This is a genomic window from Fictibacillus nanhaiensis (assembly GCF_023715445.1).
In the GTDB taxonomy this organism is placed as follows: Bacteria; Bacillota; Bacilli; order Bacillales; family Fictibacillaceae; genus Fictibacillus; species Fictibacillus nanhaiensis_D.
This window is the reverse complement of record NZ_JAMBOD010000023.1, coordinates 1-17,479: the sequence shown is the minus strand read 5'-3', so window position 1 is coordinate 17,479 and position 17,479 is coordinate 1. Positions and strand designations below refer to the sequence as shown.

Sequence of the window (17,479 nt, the reverse complement as noted above, 5' to 3'; positions counted from 1 at the left end):
GGATCAAACTCTCCATAAAAGTGTTTGACTTGCTCGATTTAAAACTGACGGAATTAAATGTAATTCCTTACCTATTTCTTTTGTTCAGTTTTCAAAGAACTTGTGTGCCGCTCGTTTTGGCGACTTTAATAATATATCACGCATAACGATATGGGTCAATAGCTATTTTAAAATATTTTCGTTTTTAATAAAAAAAGCTCAGACAGCTATATTTCAGCCTCTGAACCTTTTCACTGCATCCACTTATTTAAGTTATTCTATCCTAAAATGAAAAACTCGATGGCAACCAATGACGCGATTCCCGGCAGCCCGGCAATACCCGAGATTAACGCGGTAAAGGTATTAATCGGTATGTGTATATCGTAGGAATTGCCGATCGCATTCAATAAAAAGAGAAGTAAAGCCCCGATACAAAAACGTGTAATTCCAAATCCAAGCCACCTTAAAGGCCGCATTGGAGCACCTGCGAGCAAAAGAACAAAAATGATGGTTCCAAGTATTGCGATAACAGTAATCGGCTCCACTATTCATACCTCCTATACAAACATCCAGTTTTATTTACTAGTCATTGTATGGAAGTTGTCCCAAAAAAAGACCAGCAGTTATTTTAGTCTGCTGGTCGTTACGTTTCTTTTTTTAGCTTCTTTTAATAAGAAGAAATACTTAGATTCTGCCAGTTGAAGTTTAAATAGGACTTCTTCTGATGGTTCAACACTGCGCTCCACCATTTCTTTTTGATGCATCCATTCTGTTTTTAATTCATCAAGACTTTGGAGCAACTGTTGATCTCCGGACCGCTTCAACCGCCCTTTGCGGGAAAAAAACATGTAGCAAACCCCTTTAGTTAGATTTCTCTTCTGCCTTCAAGCGCTTTTGATAGCGTAACTTCATCCGCATATTCCAAGTCTCCGCCTACTGGGAGGCCGTGTGCGATACGAGTTATCTTAATACCGGTTGGTTTTAGAAGCCGGGCCATATACATAGCTGTCGCTTCTCCTTCAATGTTCGGATCAGTCGCCATAATAATTTCTTGAACTCCCTCGTCTGTTAAACGTTTTAAGAGCTCAGCGATTTTAATGTCTTCAGGTCCGATTCCGTCCATTGGAGAGATCGCTCCTTGTAGAACGTGGTAAAGCCCGCGGTATTCTTTCATTTTTTCCATAGCAATAACATCTTTGGAGTCATGTACGACACAGATCGTCGAACGGTCTCTGCTTGAATCATCACAAATCATACAAGGATCACGGTCAGTAATATGAAAACAATTGGAACAATAGATAAGCTGGCGTTTTGCATTGACGAGTGCACGGCCAAAGTCAAGAACGTCATCTTCCTTCATTTCCAATACGAAAAATGCCAGGCGAACCGCCGTTTTCGGTCCGATGCCCGGCAATTTCATAAAGCTTTCAATCAGTTTTGAAATCGGTTCAGGATAATGCATGGAATACTCCTAGAATAAACCAGGAATGTTTAGCCCTTTTGTGAATTTGCCCATGTCTTGTGAAACCATTTCGTCTACTTTTTTAAGTGCATCGTTAGTAGCCGCTAGTACAAGGTCTTGAAGCATTTCGATATCATCCGGGTCTACAACTTCCTCTTTAATCACAATATCAATGATTTCTTTGTGGCCGTTCGCTTTTACGGTAACCATTCCGCCGCCAGCTGTTCCTTCGATCACTTTATCCTTTAATTCCTCTTGCGCTTTAGCCATATCACGCTGCATTTTTTGCATTTGTTTCATCATATTGTTCATGTTGCCTTTCATCATCTTACAATTCCTCCTTATTCATTCTCTTCTTCTTTTATCTCAATTAAATCATCGCCAACCAGTTTGATCGCTTCTGTTATGAGAGGGTCTTCTTTCATTTCCTGTTCTTCAGAAGAAAGCTGGCCTTGCTGTTGCTCTTTAATGAATTCAGCTTTTAGTTTTTGCCATTCCGGATCCAGTATGGATAACATGGAAAGGTTCTTACCTATTGTACTATAAACTGCTCCTTCTACATAGCTCCGGTTGTTATCTTGTGATGCCATCTGCCTGTGGATTTCGTGCTGAAAAGCAAGCAGGAACATTTGATCAGAACATGCTACAGGTTCTGCACTAGACAGCAATGCATAAGCACTTACTTTTTCTGAACGGATTTTATCCAGAATTTCGCCCCACATGCCTTTTATTTGAACAAGATTCGGCTTCTTTGCTTTTTTCAGCATCTCTTTTACTTGACCATGTGATGCGCCGCCCTGTGTACGTATCACTCTTTTTTCTTTAGGTGCTTCCTGATCTGCATTACCAGCCGAACCGTTTGAAGTCCATCCGCCCTGCTTCATTTTAGTAAGCTCTTGCTCAAGCTGCTCAATTCTCTGTAAAAGAGGTTCCACAGAAGGATTCTCCGTCTGTGCCGTTCCACCTTCTCGTTTTTGATAACAAATTTTGATGAACGTCGTTTCTAAAAAGATTTTAGGATGATTCGTCCATTTCATCTCTTGCTGAGCCTGGTTCAACTGGCTGATGATCGAATAAATACTTTCAGTTTCAGTCGATGAGGCAAGCCGTTCAAATGATTCATCTGTAGAAACTCGCTCTAAAAGCTCTTCAAGCTGGGGTGCTGCTTTATACAGCAGCATGTCTCTGTAATAATAAATCAAGTCTCCTAGGAAACGGACAGGATCTTTTCCTTCTTGTAAAAGATCTGTTGAAATCGTTAAAGCCTTTGATACATCTTTTTCTAAAAAGGCTTCAGCCATATCAGAAAGATGTTTTTGGGAAGCTGATCCTGTTACGGAAAGAACGTCCTCGACTCTTACTCTTTCATCACTATAGGAAATCGCCTGGTCTAACAAGCTAAGCGCGTCACGCATACCGCCTTCAGCAGCACGAGCTAAGAGCTGCAATGCTTCTTCTTCTACTTCTGTTCCGTTTGCGTCGACTACCTTTTTCATCCGTCCAATGATAGACTGCGATGAAATCCGCTTAAAATCAAAACGCTGACACCTTGAAACAATGGTAGCCGGAATTTTGTGCGGCTCTGTTGTTGCAAGAATAAAAATAACATGGCTTGGCGGTTCCTCTAAAGTTTTCAACAAAGCGTTAAATGCTCCGGTTGATAACATATGTACTTCATCAATAATATAGACTTTGTACGTTACAGATGAAGGAGCAAACTTTACCTTGTCCCTGATGTCACGTATATCGTCTACGCCTGTATTGGAGGCAGCGTCAATTTCAAGTACGTCAGAAATGGTCCCGTTCGTTATGCCCCGGCATGCATCACATTCATTACATGGCTCAGACACGGGAGCACGTTCACAGTTTACTGCTTTTGCTATAATTTTGGCAGCACTTGTTTTTCCCGTTCCTCGTGGTCCTGAAAACAGGTAGGCATGGGAAAGCTTGTCCTGCATCAAGGCATTTTGAATTGTTTTCGTAATGTGTTCCTGCCCGACCACATCTTCAAAACTTTGTGGTCTCCATACACGGTAGAGTGCCTGATAACTCATCCCTTTGCCTCCCTAAAATCATTTCATTCTTTCTTTATTATACTGAAACATTACAAAAAACTCACCCCTGAGACAAGGATGAGTTATTGTTTATATATTAGAATGCCGCGCACCTCTCTTTGGAATAGTCAACCTATGCGTACAAACGCAGTTAGCTCAGTCCAGGTTGCCCCACGGCACACGAAGTGGTCCACTTACTGCTGCTTCCTTCCGGACCTGACAGGGTTCATGGGTCTCCGTTGCGCAGGACCCGGACATCAACACCACTTACGTCCGTCAGACCATACGTTGAACTAACCGAGGAGAGGAATTCAACCTCGCTACAGCGGATTGCGAGTACAGGGCACCGCTACCTCCCCATCTAGCGCGACAAAGTGTATAACATTGTTAGGTGCACAATCAAATGTGCAAGATTTAGTATACTATGCCTGTCATTAAAAATCAACCGTACGAGCCTTAAAGCTCATTATTTCGCTCTTCCTTTTCTTTCCTTTTGCGATCTCTGAGGGTTTTAAAAAAGGTGGAAAGTATTTCTCTGCATGCTTCTTCTTTTACACCCGATATAACTTCACATTGATGATTGAACCGATCTTCTTGTAAAAGGTTCATCAGAGTCCCTGCACAGCCTCCTTTTGGATCAGCCGCTCCGTAAACAACCCTTTTTACTCTCGATAAAACGATAGCGCCTGCACACATCGGACATGGCTCTAGTGTTACATATAAAGTTGTTCCTTCCAGCCTCCATGCACCTGTTTCCTTGCACGCTTCATCAATCGCTAAAAGTTCTGCATGTGCAATGGCTCTTTGTTCAACTTCACGCAAATTATGAGCTCTTGCCAGTATCTTTTCATCTTTTACCAAAACAGCACCGATAGGAACTTCACCGATTTCAGCTGCTTTTTTTGCTTCTTTTAATGCCAGCTCCATATAATAATTGTCTTTTTCTTGGTTTTCCATTGTTTCCGCTCCAAAGTATTAGTTGTTAGAGATTATACAAGAGGTTTTGTAAATAATAAAGAAAGGAATGATTCTATAAAAACAAAGGAGAGGGACGTGTATATGAACCAGACTGAAAATAAGATCCCTGTCGCTATGCTTATTATTGACGTGATAAATGACTTTAATTTTCCAGAAGCTCCTCTTTTGTTAAAAACTTCTGCTCCGATCGCTGAAAAAATTGCAAATCTAAAGAAACGTGCAAAAAAAGAAGGTATTCCAGTTATCTATGTAAACGATAATTTTGGTCAATGGCAGTCCGATAAGCAAAAACTCGTTGAATATTGTATGGATCAAGATGGCGGAGACTTCGTAAAAGCTTTGCAGCCTGATGATGACGATTATTTCGTTATAAAACCAAAGCACTCTGGTTTCTTTTCAACACCCTTATCAACTTTATTAAATGATCTAAAAGTACAAACATTAATCATATGTGGTGTTGCAGGCAATATTTGTGTCCTTTTCACAGCAAATGACGCCTATATGCGCGGGTTCAATATTTATGCACCATCTGATTGTTCAGCATCTAATATAGAAGAAGATAATGAAAGAGCACTAACTTTAATGGAAAAAACATTGGATGCAGACATCAGTCCAAGTGATGAATTAGACCTGTCATCCATCATACAGCAAGCTGAGAAAAGCAAACAAAGAACAATCTACTAAGAAGTTGTTATTATCGATTAATTTTAGCGATAATCTATCCACCTTTTCTAAACGTATGCTACAATATTCTTTGTCTGTAATTTTTCGTTTTGTTAACAGAAAGGGAGGAAAAGGGAGATGAGTTCAACCCCCTTTATCGCAGTTGAAGGGCCGATTGGCGTAGGGAAAACATCACTGGCTAAAGCCATTGCAGAGCACTTTGAATTTCAATTATTAAAGGAAATTGTAGAAGAGAATCCTTTTCTCGGAAAATTTTACGACGATATCGATGAGTGGAGTTTTCAAACCGAGATGTTTTTTCTATGCAACAGGTATAAACAGCTTGAAGACATTCAAGATCAATACTTAGAAAAACAAATTCCTGTCGTTTCCGATTACCACATTTTTAAGAACAGAATTTTTGCCGGTCGTACATTAAAAGACCGCCATTACAATAAATACATGCAATGCTTTGATATTTTAACAGAAGATATGCCTGTTCCGAACATGATCATATACTTAAATGCAAGTCTCGATACATTGTTAAAACGCATAAAACAGCGCGGCCGTTTTATCGAGCAAAACATAGAACCTGCATACTTAGAACAGCTTGCTGCTGATTACGATACATTCATGTCTGCATTTAAAAAGCAGCATCCTGAAATTCCGGTGCTGACTTTTAACGGAGACGAGTTAGATTTTGTTGCGTATGAAAAGGATAAAGAGAAAATCTTTTCCTTAATAGATGCAACTTTGAAAAAAGGAGAAGTTGCAAAATGAACAAACTAATTCAATATGGCATTCCAAATGATGCCGTAATTACAGTAGCAGGAATGGTTGGTGCAGGTAAATCTACTCTGACCAATGCGCTTGCTGATAAATTAAAATTCCGTACTTCAATGGAAAAGGTCGACAACAATCCATATTTAGAAAACTTCTACCACGATTTCAAACGATGGAGTTTTCATCTGCAAATCTTTTTCTTGGCTGAACGCTTTAAAGAACAAAAGAGGATGTTCGATTATGGCGGCGGGTTTGTACAAGATCGTTCAATCTATGAAGATACAGGCATCTTTGCCCGCATGCATTATGACAAAGGAAATATGTCTGAGGTGGATTACACTACATACACCCATCTATTTGAAGCTATGGTGATGACACCTTACTTCCCTCAGCCAGATTGTCTGATCTATTTGGAAGGGTCATTAGACGATATTTTAGCCCGTATTCAAAAGCGAGGACGTAAGATGGAGCAGGAGACGCCCGTTTCGTATTGGGAAGAAATGTACGACCGTTATGAAAAGTGGATTGAATCTTTTAATTCATGCCCTGTGCTGCGAGTTAATATAAATGACTATGATCTTCGTAATAATCCTGAATCGATCGATCATATTGTAGAAAAAATCGCTCAAAAAATCGAAGCAAAAAGAGAAGTTCGTTTATAATGCAAAAGCCCCGTAAGTCATGAATTTGACCCGGGGCTTTGTTTTTTATTTACTCATCCATTCTGGTTTACCGAAACCTTTGAATTCTTTATCGATCACTTCTTCAAATTCTTTTGATTCAACTACCTCTTTTATATCTTTCGCAAATGTGGACTCTAAGTCTTTTGTATTAACCACTACACGATTTCGATACGTATCAGGCATATTTTCAAGCTGAAGTGCGTCTAGAAGATCCATTTTTGCAGCGAGCGCAAAGTTCCCTGGCACGGCAGCAACATCTGCACTTTGTACTGTTCGTGGAAGCTGTGCCGCTTCTAATGGCTTGAATTTAAGGTTTTTCGGGTTATCTTTAATATCTTTTTCAGAGGCAGTAAGCTGATTGATATTTTCTTTTATCGTAATGAGTTTCGCATCTTGAAGCATGATAAGCGTGCGCGCTAAGTTTACAGGATCATTCGGAATCGCAAGAGTGCTGCCTTCTTTTATCTCTTCTAGTGATTTGAACTTATTAGAATACAATCCCATTGGAGCCGTAGGAACAATAATGACTTCAGATAATTTTAGATTTTTTTCTTTTGCGAAGTTCTCCATATAAATTTTATGCTGAAAAAGGTTTGCATCCAGATCACCTTTAGAAAGCGCCAAGTTTGGCTGAATGTAATCACTGAATTCAACAACCTTTACTTTATAGCCTTTTTTCTCTAAAGATGGTTTGATCGCTTTGTTTACCATGTCGGTGTATGGACCAGCGGTTGCTCCAAGAGTAACTTCTTTCTCTTTTGATTCTCCTGATGTTGATGAACAAGCTGCCAAAGTGAGCACAGCAATTGCAGTGAATAGCGTAACTATGATTTTTTTCATGTGGAATCCCCTTTTATTTTTTATCTTTTGTTTACCGCACGAGCCACTCCGTCACCGATAACCTGCATGAGCTGAACAATGACAATCAGCAGAACCACCGTTGTAAACATGATTGTGTTATCGTACCGGTAATAGCCAAATCGAATCGCAAAGTCTCCAATCCCTCCGCCCCCTACAATACCTGCCATTGCGGAGTAACCTAATAAGCTTATAGCCGTGACTGTAATCGCCTGAACGATTCCTGGCTTTGCTTCAGGCAGCAGCACCTCACGAATAATCATCCAAGGTGTTGCTCCTACCGCAACCGCCGCTTCAATCACTCCTTTATCGATCTCTCTTAATGAGGTTTCAACTAATCGTGCAAAGAAAGGAATAGCCGCGACAGATAATGAAACAGAAGCTGCTGTTGGTCCGATCGTCGTACCCGTGATCAGCTGAGTTAAAGGCAGCAAAGCTACTAGAAGAATGATAAACGGTACAGAACGGATCAGATTTACTAAAATACCTGCGGTTTGTTTGATCCAGACGTTTTCAAACAATAATCCTCTGTCTGTAACGAACAATATTACACCTAACGGAAGACCGACAATCAGGGACACACCTAAGGATATTGCGACCATATATAACGTTTCAAAAAATGCTTTATTCAAATCAGGTAAGATGCTGTACAAAGACTCAAGCAACATGTTTCACCACCTCTAGATTTTCGATTCGATCTTTAATATAATCCATTGCGCGCTTCACTTCTGTTTCTTCGCCTATCAGTTCCATAATAAAAATACCTAATGGAGTTTCTTGGATGTATTCAATCTTTCCGTGAAGGATATTTCCTTTCACTTTAAAGTTTTGAAACAGTTCAGATACAACCGCTTCTTCTGCAATCGCTCCTTTAAAGTGAATTTTAATAACCACACCTTTACGTCCTTTTAAAAGCGGTTCAGGAAGATTCATCTGGATCACACTGCTGATAAACGACTTAGTTAACTCTTTCTCTGGGTGTGCAAACAAGTTATATACATCACCTGTCTCAATGATTTCCCCATCCTGCATGACCGCCATCCGATGACAAATCTCTTTTACTACTTCCATCTCATGTGTGATAAGTACGATAGTGATGCCCAGCTCTTTGTTGATGGATTGCAGGAGTGAAAGAATAGCTTTTGTTGTGTTTGGATCGAGTGCAGAAGTTGCTTCATCACAAAGCAATACTTTTGGATCGTTAGCCAGTGCCCGCGCAATTCCGACCCGCTGCTTTTGTCCGCCGCTTAACTGAGCTGGATACTGATCCTTTTGATTTTCTAACCCAACCATTTTTAACAGTTCAAGGGTCTTATGATTAATCTCATCTTTCTTTTTGCCAGCAGCTTTTAAAGCAAATGCGATATTTTCGTATACGGTTTTCGCACTTATGAGATAAAAATGCTGAAAGATCATTCCTATTTTTAACCGTTCTTCACGAAGTTCTTTCTTAGATAGTTTTGTAATAGAAACACCGTCGATTAAAATTTCGCCTGATGTTGGCTTCTCTAATAAATTTAAGCAACGGAGGAGAGAGCTTTTACCAGCACCGCTATAGCCAACAATTCCAAATATCTCACCCTTCTCAATTTTGAGTGAAACATTCTTGACCCCAACAATATCTTTTCCTTTAGCGGAATAAATTTTCGTTACATCACGAACCTCAATCATATGTCCTCCTCCTTAAATATAAAAAAGCCCTCTTCATTCAATGGAAGAGGGCGAATATACATGCATCGACTTATAATTCATCATTCTGCAGGAAGTGGCACCGTTCCATAAATGGAGGTTGCCGGACGTCATTGGGCCTGATCCCTCAGTCTCTCTTAATAAGTGTTGATTATTTAATTAAGTTATAATTGACATCTTACTCTCTGTCTAAAAGTTCTGTCAATAACATTTTTTATTACTTTAGAGTGATAGCGTTTTCATTACTGAAGAGATGCGGAAAAATATTTTTGAGTCTGCCAAAGAGATTCGTAGCTCATCAACCAATCATTTGTTCCTTTAGGGCAATGAAGTGTTGAGAAAACGGAGCTTATTATCAATAAGTGAGTACCGCATACACAAAATTGACGAAGAGATTCGCAGCTCATCAATGAACAAAAACAACAAAAAAACCTCACCTGATAAGCTCAGATGAGGTTGAATATATGTATATGGAGGAGGTAGAGGGATTCGAACCCCCGCGGGTCGTTAAACCCCTGTCGGTTTTCAAGACCGATCCCTTCAGCCGGACTTGGGTATACCTCCGTGTGACTGACAAGAACTATAATAACATGTAAAGAAATATAGTGTCAACGTTATTCTTAAAAAAAGTTAAAAAAAGAGAGGAGATATTTCCTCTCTTTTCATTTACTTAATTACTTCTTTGTTGCCCATATATGGACGAAGTACTTCAGGAATGATAACCGTTCCATCTTCTTGCTGATAGTTCTCCAAAATTGCAGCTACTGTACGTCCGATAGCAAGACCAGAACCATTCAGTGTATGAACAAGTTCAGGCTTTCCTTTCGCTTCCCTGCGGAAACGGATCTGAGCACGGCGCGCTTGGAAGTCTTCAAAGTTTGAACAAGAAGAAATCTCTCGGTACGTACCATAGCTTGGAAGGTACACTTCGATGTCGTATTTTTTAGCAGCCGTAAAGCCTAGATCAGCTGTACACATGCTTAACACACGGTAAGGAAGATTTAAGAGCTGCAGAACCTTTTCAGCATGGCCTGTAAGCGTCTCAAGCTCATCATAAGAATTTTCCGGCTTAACGAATCGTACAAGCTCTACTTTGTTAAATTGGTGCTGACGGATTAAACCGCGCGTGTCACGTCCTGCAGAACCTGCTTCAGAACGGAAGCATGCGCTGTATGCTGCATATGTGATTGGAAGCTCTTCAGCCGTTAGAATTTCTTCTCGGTGCATATTTGTTACAGGCACCTCTGATGTTGGGATCAAGAAGTAATCTTCCTCACGAATCTTAAATGCGTCTTCTTCAAATTTTGGGAGCTGACCTGTACCTGTCATGCTTTGGCGATTAACCATGTAAGGAGGAAGTACTTCTGTATAGCCATGCTCATCTTCGTGAAGATCCATCATGAAATTGATCAATGCTCGCTCTAAACGTGCGCCAAGGCCTTTATAAAAAGCGAATCGGCTTCCTGTAACCTTTGCTCCCCGTTCAAAATCAACGATGTTCAAGTCAGCTGCGATATCCCAATGTGCTTTGGCTTCAAAAGAAAACTCCGGTACCTCTCCCCAGTGGCGAACAGGAACGTTATCATCCTCTGTTTCACCAACAGGTACACTCTCATGCGGAAGGTTTGGCAAAGTAAGCATAATCCCATGAAGATCTTCCTCAACCTGACGAAGTTCATCATCAATCGTCTTGATTTTATCTCCTACTTCACGCATCTCGGTGATTAAATGATCAGCATCTTTCTTTTCACGCTTAAATTCTGCAACCTGCTTGGATACTTCATTACGCTTAGACTTTAAAGCCTCCGTCTCACCAATTAACTCCCTGCGGCGCTGATCAAGTGCTTCAAACTGATCCAATCCAGAAAGATCTTCGCCTCTTGCAGACAGCCTTTGTTTCACTTCTTCAAAATTAGCACGGACAAATTTTAAATCCAACATTCTGTTTTCCTCCTTATGTGTTATAAAAAATCAAAAAACTCCCGCCCCTGCTTCTAATACTCACATTAGAAACAGGGACGAGAGTTAACCCGCGTTGCCACCCTGATTGCAATAGAACTATGCCTATTGCCGGCTCGTTTAAATATAACGGTTCTTCACCGGAAAAGCTTACTTACGTTCGGCTTTTCACTCGAGGATGGATTCACAAAACACTTTGATCGGTTTTCACCAGCCACCGACTCTCTAGACAAAGTCATTTTTGCTACTAGTTCCTGTCATTGATTTTTTATGATGATTTTATAGTAATGTACAGCATTTTTCTATTTTATGCAACTACTTCTTTGCTGGATTGTACCATTTTTACAAAAAATTGATGTAAACGGTAATCATCTGTCAATTCCGGATGAAAAGCTGCACATAAGAAATGACCTTGTTTTGCTGCAACTATTCGGTCGTTATGCTTTGAAAGAATTTCAACTTCAGGACCTACTTCTACGATAAACGGTGCACGGATGAATACACCCGTAAAATCTTCTCCAACACCATGAATCATTAGATCAGCTTCAAAACTGTCAACCTGGCGGCCAAACGCGTTGCGTTCAACTGTCATATCGATTAATTCTAAATGAGCTGTATCTTGTCCTTGGATACGTTTAGCCATTAGAATCAATCCTGCACATGTACCGAAAACAGGTTTATTCTTAGCAAATTCCTTCAAAGGTTCAAGGAAACTGTATTTATCAATCAAACGTCTCATCGCTGTGCTCTCGCCGCCTGGCATAACCAGACCGTCAAGATCCTCAAGCTCTTCTATACGTTTTACTGCAACGGCTTCTGCACCGCTTGCTTCAATCGCTCGAACATGCTCTCGTACTGCTCCTTGTAATGCTAAAACTCCGATTTTCAGCATGTAATTACCAGCCTCGCTCCTGCATGCGCTCACCTGGAGCTAATGTAGAGATATCGATACCCTTCATAGGTGTTCCTAGACCTTTTGATAGTTCAGCGATTAGTTTGTAATCTTGATAGTGTGTAGTTGCTTCAACGATCGCACGAGCAAACTTTTCTGGGCTTTCAGATTTGAAGATTCCAGATCCAACGAATACACCGTCTGCACCAAGCTGCATCATAAGTGCTGCATCTGCTGGTGTAGCGATACCGCCCGCTGCAAAGTTAACTACAGGGAGCTTCCCAGCTTTTTTGATTTGAAGAAGAACTTCAAATGGTGCACCCAGGTTCTTTGCTTCTGTCATCAACTCGTCTTCGCTCATAGCGACAACTTTACGGATTTGCCCTTGAATCATACGCATGTGGCGAACTGCTTCTACGATGTTTCCTGTTCCAGGCTCACCTTTAGTACGAAGCATAGATGCCCCTTCACCGATACGGCGTGACGCTTCACCAAGATCACGTGCTCCACAAACGAATGGTACAGTATAGTCACTCTTCAATAAGTGGAAAACTTCATCTGCAGGAGTTAAAACTTCGCTCTCATCGATGTAGTCAACACCCATAGCTTCAAGCACGCGTGCTTCCACAATGTGTCCGATACGTGCTTTTGCCATTACAGGAATAGACACAGCATTTAGAACTTCTTCCACGATTGTAGGATCAGCCATACGAGCTACCCCGCCAGCCGCACGAATATCTGAAGGAACGCGCTCAAGTGCCATTACTGCTACAGCACCAGCTTCTTCAGCAATACGCGCTTGCTCTGCGTTAATAACGTCCATGATGACGCCGCCCTTTTGCATTTCTGCCATTCCTCGTTTTACACGTTCAGTACCTGTTTTTAACATGCTATACTACCCCCTGATTATATGTGGTATAACCGATATACTTCGGTTTTTTTATGATAAAACTAGTATCCTCATCTATTTTAACGTAAATCATAAAAAGCGCAAGCACTCTATATTTTCAGAAAAAAAGCTCTTCGGCATGCGCCAAAGAGCTTGTTAAAATTATGAAGTTAAAACAAACCCTTAATCATGTCCACTGTACCGGACCAGATACCGCCAAAGAAGCTTCCTACACCTCTTAAAGCAAGGACAAACCAGTTTGCTTTTTCAACGGATTTTGCAGTTACAACTTCCGTTTTTCCTTTTTTATCAGCATCAAGAAGGTAACCATAATCTTCACCTTTACCTTTATACTCGATATTGATATGGCCAACAACATCTCCCTTTTTAACAGGAGCCGTCAGTTCGCCATCTTTATTCATTTTCTTTTTATCAACAACAAATTTAGGTTTGTAGTTCTCTTTTTCTCCTCTTTTAATTACCATGGAAAGAGGTTCTTTCGTTGCGACTTTAACTTCTTTTTCCTTACCTTTTACCACAGGAACAGTTTTCTTGCCTTTAATCTGATAATTATCAGGTAAAATCTGAGCTTTTTCAAAATTATCAAATCCGTAGTCGAACAGTTTCTTCGTTTCATCAAAGCGCGCTTTATAGCTATTGGTTTTCATAACAACAGACAAAAGACGTGTGTCGCCTTTTTTAATCGTACCTGTAAATGCAAAACCAGCAAGATCCGTAGATCCTGTTTTCAAACCGTCTACACCTTCGTATCCATAAACTAATTCAGGAAGCATCCAGTTCCAGTTATCCATCTCAATTTCATCGTCCGTGCCTTCACGGAAATTTTTCACAGGAATACTTGCTGTCTCAAGGACTTCCGGATAATCATTGATTAAACGGAAAGCAAGAATTGCCGTTGAACGTGCACTCATCATATTCTCTTCATTTGCATCTCCAGCTGCATGCTTACCCATTAAATCTTTGTTGTTCAATCCCGTGGAGTTTACAAAATGATAATCTGTTAAGCCTAATTCTTTTGCTTTGGCATTCATTTTTTTAACAAATTCTGCTTCAGAACCAGAAATTAATTCTGCTAACGCAATCGTTGCTCCGTTTGCAGAGTAAATAGCCATTGCTTCATATAACTCACGAACAGTGTATTGCTCGTCCACTCTTAATGGTACGTTAGAAAGTCCTCGGTTTTGTGAGATCTTATGGGCGTGTTCAGTGATACGCGTTTTTTGATCCCATGAAATTTTATTTTTCTTAATTGATTCTAACAATAAGTATTCAGTCATCATCTTAGTCATACTTGCTGGCGGAAGCATCATATCAACATTTTTCTGATATAATATTTTACCCGTATCACCATCGACCAATATAGCAGCCTCAGCTTTCACATCCAACGATGGTGCTGCACTTGCTGAATTAGAAAATCCTAATAAACTTGTTGTAAAAAATGATAAAATCAGTGTTACCACTAACATTTGTTTAATCTTGCTGTTCAAAAAACTGCACCTCCAAACCCATTTACACACAATCGTTATTGTAACATACACCTTTCCAAAAAAATAGACAGAGGTTATACCTCTGTCCTAAAAATGTGCCTTTAGACCGAATAATTTGGTGCCTCTTTAGTAATTTGTACTTGATGCGGATGACTTTCACGAAGTCCTGCCCCAGTAATTTTTACAAAACGCGAATCATTTTGAAGTTCCTCGATCGTTGCCGTTCCGCAATACCCCATTCCTGAACGAATACCACCAATAAGCTGATAAACAGTATCAGCAAGAGGACCTTTGTACGGCACGCGCCCTTCAATGCCTTCTGGCACAAGCTTCTTATTATTTTCCTGGAAATAACGATCACTGCTGCCACGTTCCATCGCACCAACAGAACCCATTCCGCGATAAACCTTAAATTGTCGGCCTTGGAAGATTTCACGCTCTCCAGGACTTTCGGATACACCAGCAAGCATGCTGCCAAGCATTACGGCATGTCCGCCTGCTGCGATTGCTTTAACGATATCCCCTGAATACTTAATGCCGCCATCGGCAATGATCGGAACACCGTACTTCTTCGCTTCTGTTGCACAGTCGTATACAGCTGTTACTTGAGGAACACCTACACCGGCAACAACACGAGTCGTACAAATTGAGCCAGGACCAATACCCACTTTTACAACACTTGCTCCAGCTTCAATAAGATCACGAGTAGCTTCTGCAGTTGCTACGTTTCCAGCAATGATCGTTAGGTCTGGATATGCTTGTCTTACTTCCTTTACTTTTTGGAGTACACCTTCTGAATGCCCGTGTGCTGTATCAATCACAATTGCATCCACACCAGACTCAACTAGCTTCTCAACACGCAACAGTGCATCTTTTGTTACTCCTACAGCAGCACCTACAAGTAGACGTCCTTGAGAATCTTTTGCAGAGTTAGGGAATTCGATAACTTTTTCAATATCTTTAATTGTGATTAACCCTTGAAGAGTACCATCTTCATCAACTAAAGGAAGTTTTTCAATTTTATATTGCTGAAGGGTTTTTTCCGCTTCTTTTAATGTAGTACCTACAGGAGCTGTTACTAAATTTTCCTTAGTCATAACATCTGAGATCTTAATGGAATAATCCTGAACAAAACGCAGATCACGGTTTGTAAGTATACCTACCAGCTTTTTATTTGCATCTACAATCGGTACACCGCTAATACGGTACTTACCCATTAAGTGCTCTGCATCAAAAACTTGGTGTTCTGGCGTTAGATAGAACGGATTAGTGATTACACCACTCTCAGAACGTTTTACACGGTCCACTTGTTCAGCCTGTTCTTCTATTGACATATTCTTATGGACAATTCCAAGTCCGCCTTGGCGTGCCATTGCAATCGCCATATTTGCTTCCGTTACAGTATCCATCCCAGCACTAATAATCGGGATATTCAATTGAACAGAATCAGATAACCTTGTTTTAATTGAAACCTCATTAGGAAGAACTGAAGATTTTGCAGGAATTAATAACACATCATCAAACGTCAATCCTTCTTTTGCAAATTTATCTTGCCACATGCCGAACCCACCCCTTCAATTTTATAATCCAGAAAAATATTATTTGTAGATTATCAACTGGGTAAACTAGTGTCAAGGAATACAAGATATGTTCGATTTTTCAAATAATTTAAATTACAGGAGGAAAACACCCAATGGTGATGCAGCAAGATAATTGGTCTTTGTTTGATATGTTCTTTTCCTCTCAAAAAACACAGTATTTTCTAGCAAAGCAATATGAAAAATTAGGTTTCCAGGACAGCAGCGGAAAAAGCTTTGATAATACTTTTGGATTTATTTACTATATTGAACACGGCAAAAAATATTATACGCTGGCTAACCAAGCTCCTGTAGAACTAAAACCTGTACTTCTCTTTTATGGAATGACTCAGTTGATGAAAGCTTGTATTTTATGCACTGATCCTGATTATCCCGATTCCAGTTCTGTTTTGGCCCATGGTTTGTCTACAAGAAAGAGAAAAAAAAGAAGCTACGAATTTTTTAATGATGAAGTAAAAGTACAAAAGACAGGTCTGTTTAATCATTTTTGTGAAAAATTGTTTCACATGAAACACATTGAAGGCGAAAAATTTATGATGAATCATTTACTTAAAACACTGCCTGAATTAGGGTCTTTGTACAAACAAATGACCGGTTCAATTCACCAATTGAAAATGGACAAAGAAAGCAGTAATAGCTATTCGTTAACTGGAGAGGCTGCTAACTTTTTGCATATGTCGGGTGAAAGATTTATCGAGTACATCAATAGTACTCTTTCTTCTAATATAAGGATTGAGTTAAATAATCAGTCAGCAAATAATTATCGGGTATTTATAAAGGAAAATCTCCACGCATTCAATTGTTTCCCTCTAAGTTATCATATTGCAGAAAAAACGTATTACTTTCCTGTTGATCGCGATCTAATGCAACTACCAGAACTCAATGAATTGATGGTTCATTATGTTCTTCTTTACAACTTAAGTATGATTAGCCGGTACGATACAGAATGGTGGAGTGAATTGTTTCACACCTATACTTCAGAAGAACTGCCTTTTATTAATCAATTTCTAACTTTAACTGGTCAGAAAATTCCTTATCTCTTCGGTCAATTACTCCATACCATGGATACCTTAATTTAAATAAGTAAAAACCAATCAATGTCTTTTATGCTGATTGGTTCTTGAAGAAGGGTTCATTTTGGTTGATGTCATGAGGGTTTTCGCTGGGCAGGATCTCTTTCCTTGAATAGGGGAAAAGCATTTATAGGCCGTAATTGTATTTTATAGGCCGTAATTTTGCATTTATAGGCCGTAAATAAAATTTGTAGGCCGTAAATTTCGTTACTAGGCCCTAATTCTTCATTTATAGGCTTTTCGACAAAATGATTCTGAACAACAAATAAAAAGAAGATGGCTAGACCATCTTCTTACCTCCTTTTAACACAAAAAAGAAGATGGATCTCATCCATCTTCCTCATTTTGCCTAGCGACGTCCTACTCTTACAGGGGGAGACCCCCAACTACCATCGGCGCTGAAGAGCTTAA

At 39.9% G+C, this 17,479-nt stretch carries 18 protein-coding genes, 1 tRNA gene, 1 other RNA gene, 1 riboswitch and 1 other annotated feature; of the genes, 4 read left to right on the top strand and 16 right to left on the bottom strand.

The annotated features are described in order from the left end of the window. Window positions 1-257: 257 nt before the first annotated feature. The 7 genes from M3196_RS21565 to tadA form a co-directional block, all read right to left on the bottom strand. Window positions 258-524, bottom strand: a complete 267-nt coding sequence (locus M3196_RS21565) for a pro-sigmaK processing inhibitor BofA family protein (protein ID WP_251324349.1) — start codon at window positions 522-524, stop codon at window positions 258-260. Between the two features lie 78 nt (window positions 525-602). Beyond that, window positions 603-827: a YaaL family protein gene (locus tag M3196_RS21560; protein ID WP_251324348.1), complete on the bottom strand. Its 225-nt coding sequence runs from the start codon at window positions 825-827 to the stop codon at window positions 603-605. A 17-nt stretch (window positions 828-844) separates the two neighbouring features. Beyond that, window positions 845-1,441 (bottom strand): recombination mediator RecR, encoded by a 597-nt coding sequence (recR, locus tag M3196_RS21555; RefSeq protein ID WP_251324347.1) that lies wholly within the window; start codon window positions 1,439-1,441, stop codon window positions 845-847. Window positions 1,442-1,450: 9 nt separating this feature from the next. After that, window positions 1,451-1,768 carry a YbaB/EbfC family nucleoid-associated protein gene (locus M3196_RS21550; protein WP_425311039.1) on the bottom strand — a complete coding sequence of 106 codons (318 nt, stop codon included), beginning with the start codon at window positions 1,766-1,768 and terminating at the stop codon, window positions 1,451-1,453. A gap of 14 nt (window positions 1,769-1,782) precedes the next feature. Beyond that, window positions 1,783-3,495, bottom strand: a complete 1,713-nt coding sequence (dnaX, locus tag M3196_RS21545; protein ID WP_251324346.1) for a DNA polymerase III subunit gamma/tau — start codon at window positions 3,493-3,495, stop codon at window positions 1,783-1,785. A 105-nt stretch (window positions 3,496-3,600) separates the two neighbouring features. Further along, an RNA gene (ffs, locus tag M3196_RS21540) (signal recognition particle sRNA large type) lies at window positions 3,601-3,865 on the bottom strand. A gap of 86 nt (window positions 3,866-3,951) precedes the next feature. Further along, on the bottom strand, window positions 3,952-4,452 hold the full coding sequence (gene tadA / locus M3196_RS21535) for a tRNA adenosine(34) deaminase TadA (RefSeq protein WP_251324345.1): 501 nt from the start codon (window positions 4,450-4,452) through the stop codon (window positions 3,952-3,954). Window positions 4,453-4,554: 102 nt separating this feature from the next. Here tadA and M3196_RS21530 point away from each other — a divergent pair, with 102 nt between their 5' ends. The 3 genes from M3196_RS21530 to M3196_RS21520 all read left to right on the top strand — a co-directional run bounded on the left by M3196_RS21530 (window position 4,555) and on the right by M3196_RS21520 (window position 6,581). Next, window positions 4,555-5,157, top strand: coding sequence for a cysteine hydrolase family protein (locus M3196_RS21530; RefSeq protein WP_251324344.1), 603 nt, complete (start codon window positions 4,555-4,557; stop codon window positions 5,155-5,157). Between the two features lie 117 nt (window positions 5,158-5,274). Beyond that, window positions 5,275-5,916, top strand: coding sequence for a deoxynucleoside kinase (locus tag M3196_RS21525; protein ID WP_251324343.1), 642 nt, complete (start codon window positions 5,275-5,277; stop codon window positions 5,914-5,916). Beyond that, a complete protein-coding gene (locus tag M3196_RS21520; RefSeq protein WP_251324342.1) occupies window positions 5,913-6,581 on the top strand; it encodes a deoxynucleoside kinase in 669 nt (222 codons plus the stop codon). The genes M3196_RS21525 and M3196_RS21520 overlap by 4 nt, the downstream gene beginning before the upstream one ends. Before the next feature lie 45 nt (window positions 6,582-6,626). Here the strand turns inward: M3196_RS21520 and M3196_RS21515 are convergent, their stop codons facing one another. The 9 genes from M3196_RS21515 to guaB form a co-directional block, all read right to left on the bottom strand. After that, window positions 6,627-7,442 (bottom strand): MetQ/NlpA family ABC transporter substrate-binding protein, encoded by an 816-nt coding sequence (locus M3196_RS21515; protein ID WP_251324341.1) that lies wholly within the window; start codon window positions 7,440-7,442, stop codon window positions 6,627-6,629. A 20-nt stretch (window positions 7,443-7,462) separates the two neighbouring features. Further along, window positions 7,463-8,128: a methionine ABC transporter permease gene (locus tag M3196_RS21510; protein ID WP_251324340.1), complete on the bottom strand. Its 666-nt coding sequence runs from the start codon at window positions 8,126-8,128 to the stop codon at window positions 7,463-7,465. Next, window positions 8,118-9,131: a methionine ABC transporter ATP-binding protein gene (locus M3196_RS21505; RefSeq protein WP_251324339.1), complete on the bottom strand. Its 1,014-nt coding sequence runs from the start codon at window positions 9,129-9,131 to the stop codon at window positions 8,118-8,120. Before M3196_RS21505 ends, M3196_RS21510 begins: the two co-directional genes overlap by 11 nt. A 67-nt stretch (window positions 9,132-9,198) precedes the next feature. Next, a riboswitch (SAM riboswitch) is annotated at window positions 9,199-9,296 on the bottom strand. Window positions 9,297-9,620: 324 nt separating this feature from the next. Continuing rightward, window positions 9,621-9,713, bottom strand: a tRNA-Ser gene (locus M3196_RS21500). A 102-nt stretch (window positions 9,714-9,815) separates the two neighbouring features. Then, the gene (gene serS / locus M3196_RS21495; protein WP_251324338.1) at window positions 9,816-11,090 is read right to left on the bottom strand and encodes a serine--tRNA ligase; all 1,275 of its coding nucleotides are present in this window, start codon (window positions 11,088-11,090) and stop codon (window positions 9,816-9,818) included. A 70-nt stretch (window positions 11,091-11,160) separates the two neighbouring features. Then, window positions 11,161-11,378, bottom strand: a binding site (T-box leader). Between the two features lie 37 nt (window positions 11,379-11,415). Next, window positions 11,416-12,000 (bottom strand): pyridoxal 5'-phosphate synthase glutaminase subunit PdxT, encoded by a 585-nt coding sequence (gene pdxT, locus M3196_RS21490; RefSeq protein WP_251324337.1) that lies wholly within the window; start codon window positions 11,998-12,000, stop codon window positions 11,416-11,418. Between the two features lie 4 nt (window positions 12,001-12,004). After that, the gene (gene pdxS / locus M3196_RS21485) at window positions 12,005-12,889 is read right to left on the bottom strand and encodes a pyridoxal 5'-phosphate synthase lyase subunit PdxS (protein WP_251324336.1); all 885 of its coding nucleotides are present in this window, start codon (window positions 12,887-12,889) and stop codon (window positions 12,005-12,007) included. 170 nt (window positions 12,890-13,059) lie between these two features. After that, window positions 13,060-14,397, bottom strand: a complete 1,338-nt coding sequence (locus tag M3196_RS21480) for a D-alanyl-D-alanine carboxypeptidase family protein (protein ID WP_251324335.1) — start codon at window positions 14,395-14,397, stop codon at window positions 13,060-13,062. Window positions 14,398-14,498: 101 nt separating this feature from the next. Continuing rightward, window positions 14,499-15,956, bottom strand: a complete 1,458-nt coding sequence (gene guaB, locus M3196_RS21475) for an IMP dehydrogenase (protein WP_251324334.1) — start codon at window positions 15,954-15,956, stop codon at window positions 14,499-14,501. 134 nt (window positions 15,957-16,090) lie between these two features. Between guaB and M3196_RS21470 the strand changes: the two genes are divergently transcribed. Beyond that, window positions 16,091-17,074 carry a YaaC family protein gene (locus tag M3196_RS21470; RefSeq protein ID WP_251324333.1) on the top strand — a complete coding sequence of 328 codons (984 nt, stop codon included), beginning with the start codon at window positions 16,091-16,093 and terminating at the stop codon, window positions 17,072-17,074. Window positions 17,075-17,479: the final 405 nt, after the last annotated feature.

Excerpts from the sequence above, each read along its gene's own strand:
- M3196_RS21560 (WP_251324348.1), bottom strand. The coding sequence starts at position 827 with ATGTTTTTTTCCCGCAAAGGGCGGTTGAAGCGGTCCGGAGATCAACAG.
- recR (WP_251324347.1), bottom strand. The coding sequence starts at position 1,441 with ATGCATTATCCTGAACCGATTTCAAAACTGATTGAAAGCTTTATGAAA.
- M3196_RS21550 (WP_425311039.1), bottom strand. The coding sequence starts at position 1,768 with ATGATGAAAGGCAACATGAACAATATGATGAAACAAATGCAAAAAATG.
- dnaX (WP_251324346.1), bottom strand. The coding sequence starts at position 3,495 with ATGAGTTATCAGGCACTCTACCGTGTATGGAGACCACAAAGTTTTGAA.
- tadA (WP_251324345.1), bottom strand. The coding sequence starts at position 4,452 with ATGGAAAACCAAGAAAAAGACAATTATTATATGGAGCTGGCATTAAAA.
- M3196_RS21530 (WP_251324344.1), top strand. The coding sequence starts at position 4,555 with ATGAACCAGACTGAAAATAAGATCCCTGTCGCTATGCTTATTATTGAC.
- M3196_RS21525 (WP_251324343.1), top strand. The coding sequence starts at position 5,275 with ATGAGTTCAACCCCCTTTATCGCAGTTGAAGGGCCGATTGGCGTAGGG.
- M3196_RS21520 (WP_251324342.1), top strand. The coding sequence starts at position 5,913 with ATGAACAAACTAATTCAATATGGCATTCCAAATGATGCCGTAATTACA.
- M3196_RS21515 (WP_251324341.1), bottom strand. The coding sequence starts at position 7,442 with ATGAAAAAAATCATAGTTACGCTATTCACTGCAATTGCTGTGCTCACT.
- M3196_RS21510 (WP_251324340.1), bottom strand. The coding sequence starts at position 8,128 with ATGTTGCTTGAGTCTTTGTACAGCATCTTACCTGATTTGAATAAAGCA.
- M3196_RS21505 (WP_251324339.1), bottom strand. The coding sequence starts at position 9,131 with ATGATTGAGGTTCGTGATGTAACGAAAATTTATTCCGCTAAAGGAAAA.
- serS (WP_251324338.1), bottom strand. The coding sequence starts at position 11,090 with ATGTTGGATTTAAAATTTGTCCGTGCTAATTTTGAAGAAGTGAAACAA.
- pdxT (WP_251324337.1), bottom strand. The coding sequence starts at position 12,000 with ATGCTGAAAATCGGAGTTTTAGCATTACAAGGAGCAGTACGAGAGCAT.
- pdxS (WP_251324336.1), bottom strand. The coding sequence starts at position 12,889 with ATGTTAAAAACAGGTACTGAACGTGTAAAACGAGGAATGGCAGAAATG.
- guaB (WP_251324334.1), bottom strand. The coding sequence starts at position 15,956 with ATGTGGCAAGATAAATTTGCAAAAGAAGGATTGACGTTTGATGATGTG.
- M3196_RS21470 (WP_251324333.1), top strand. The coding sequence starts at position 16,091 with ATGGTGATGCAGCAAGATAATTGGTCTTTGTTTGATATGTTCTTTTCC.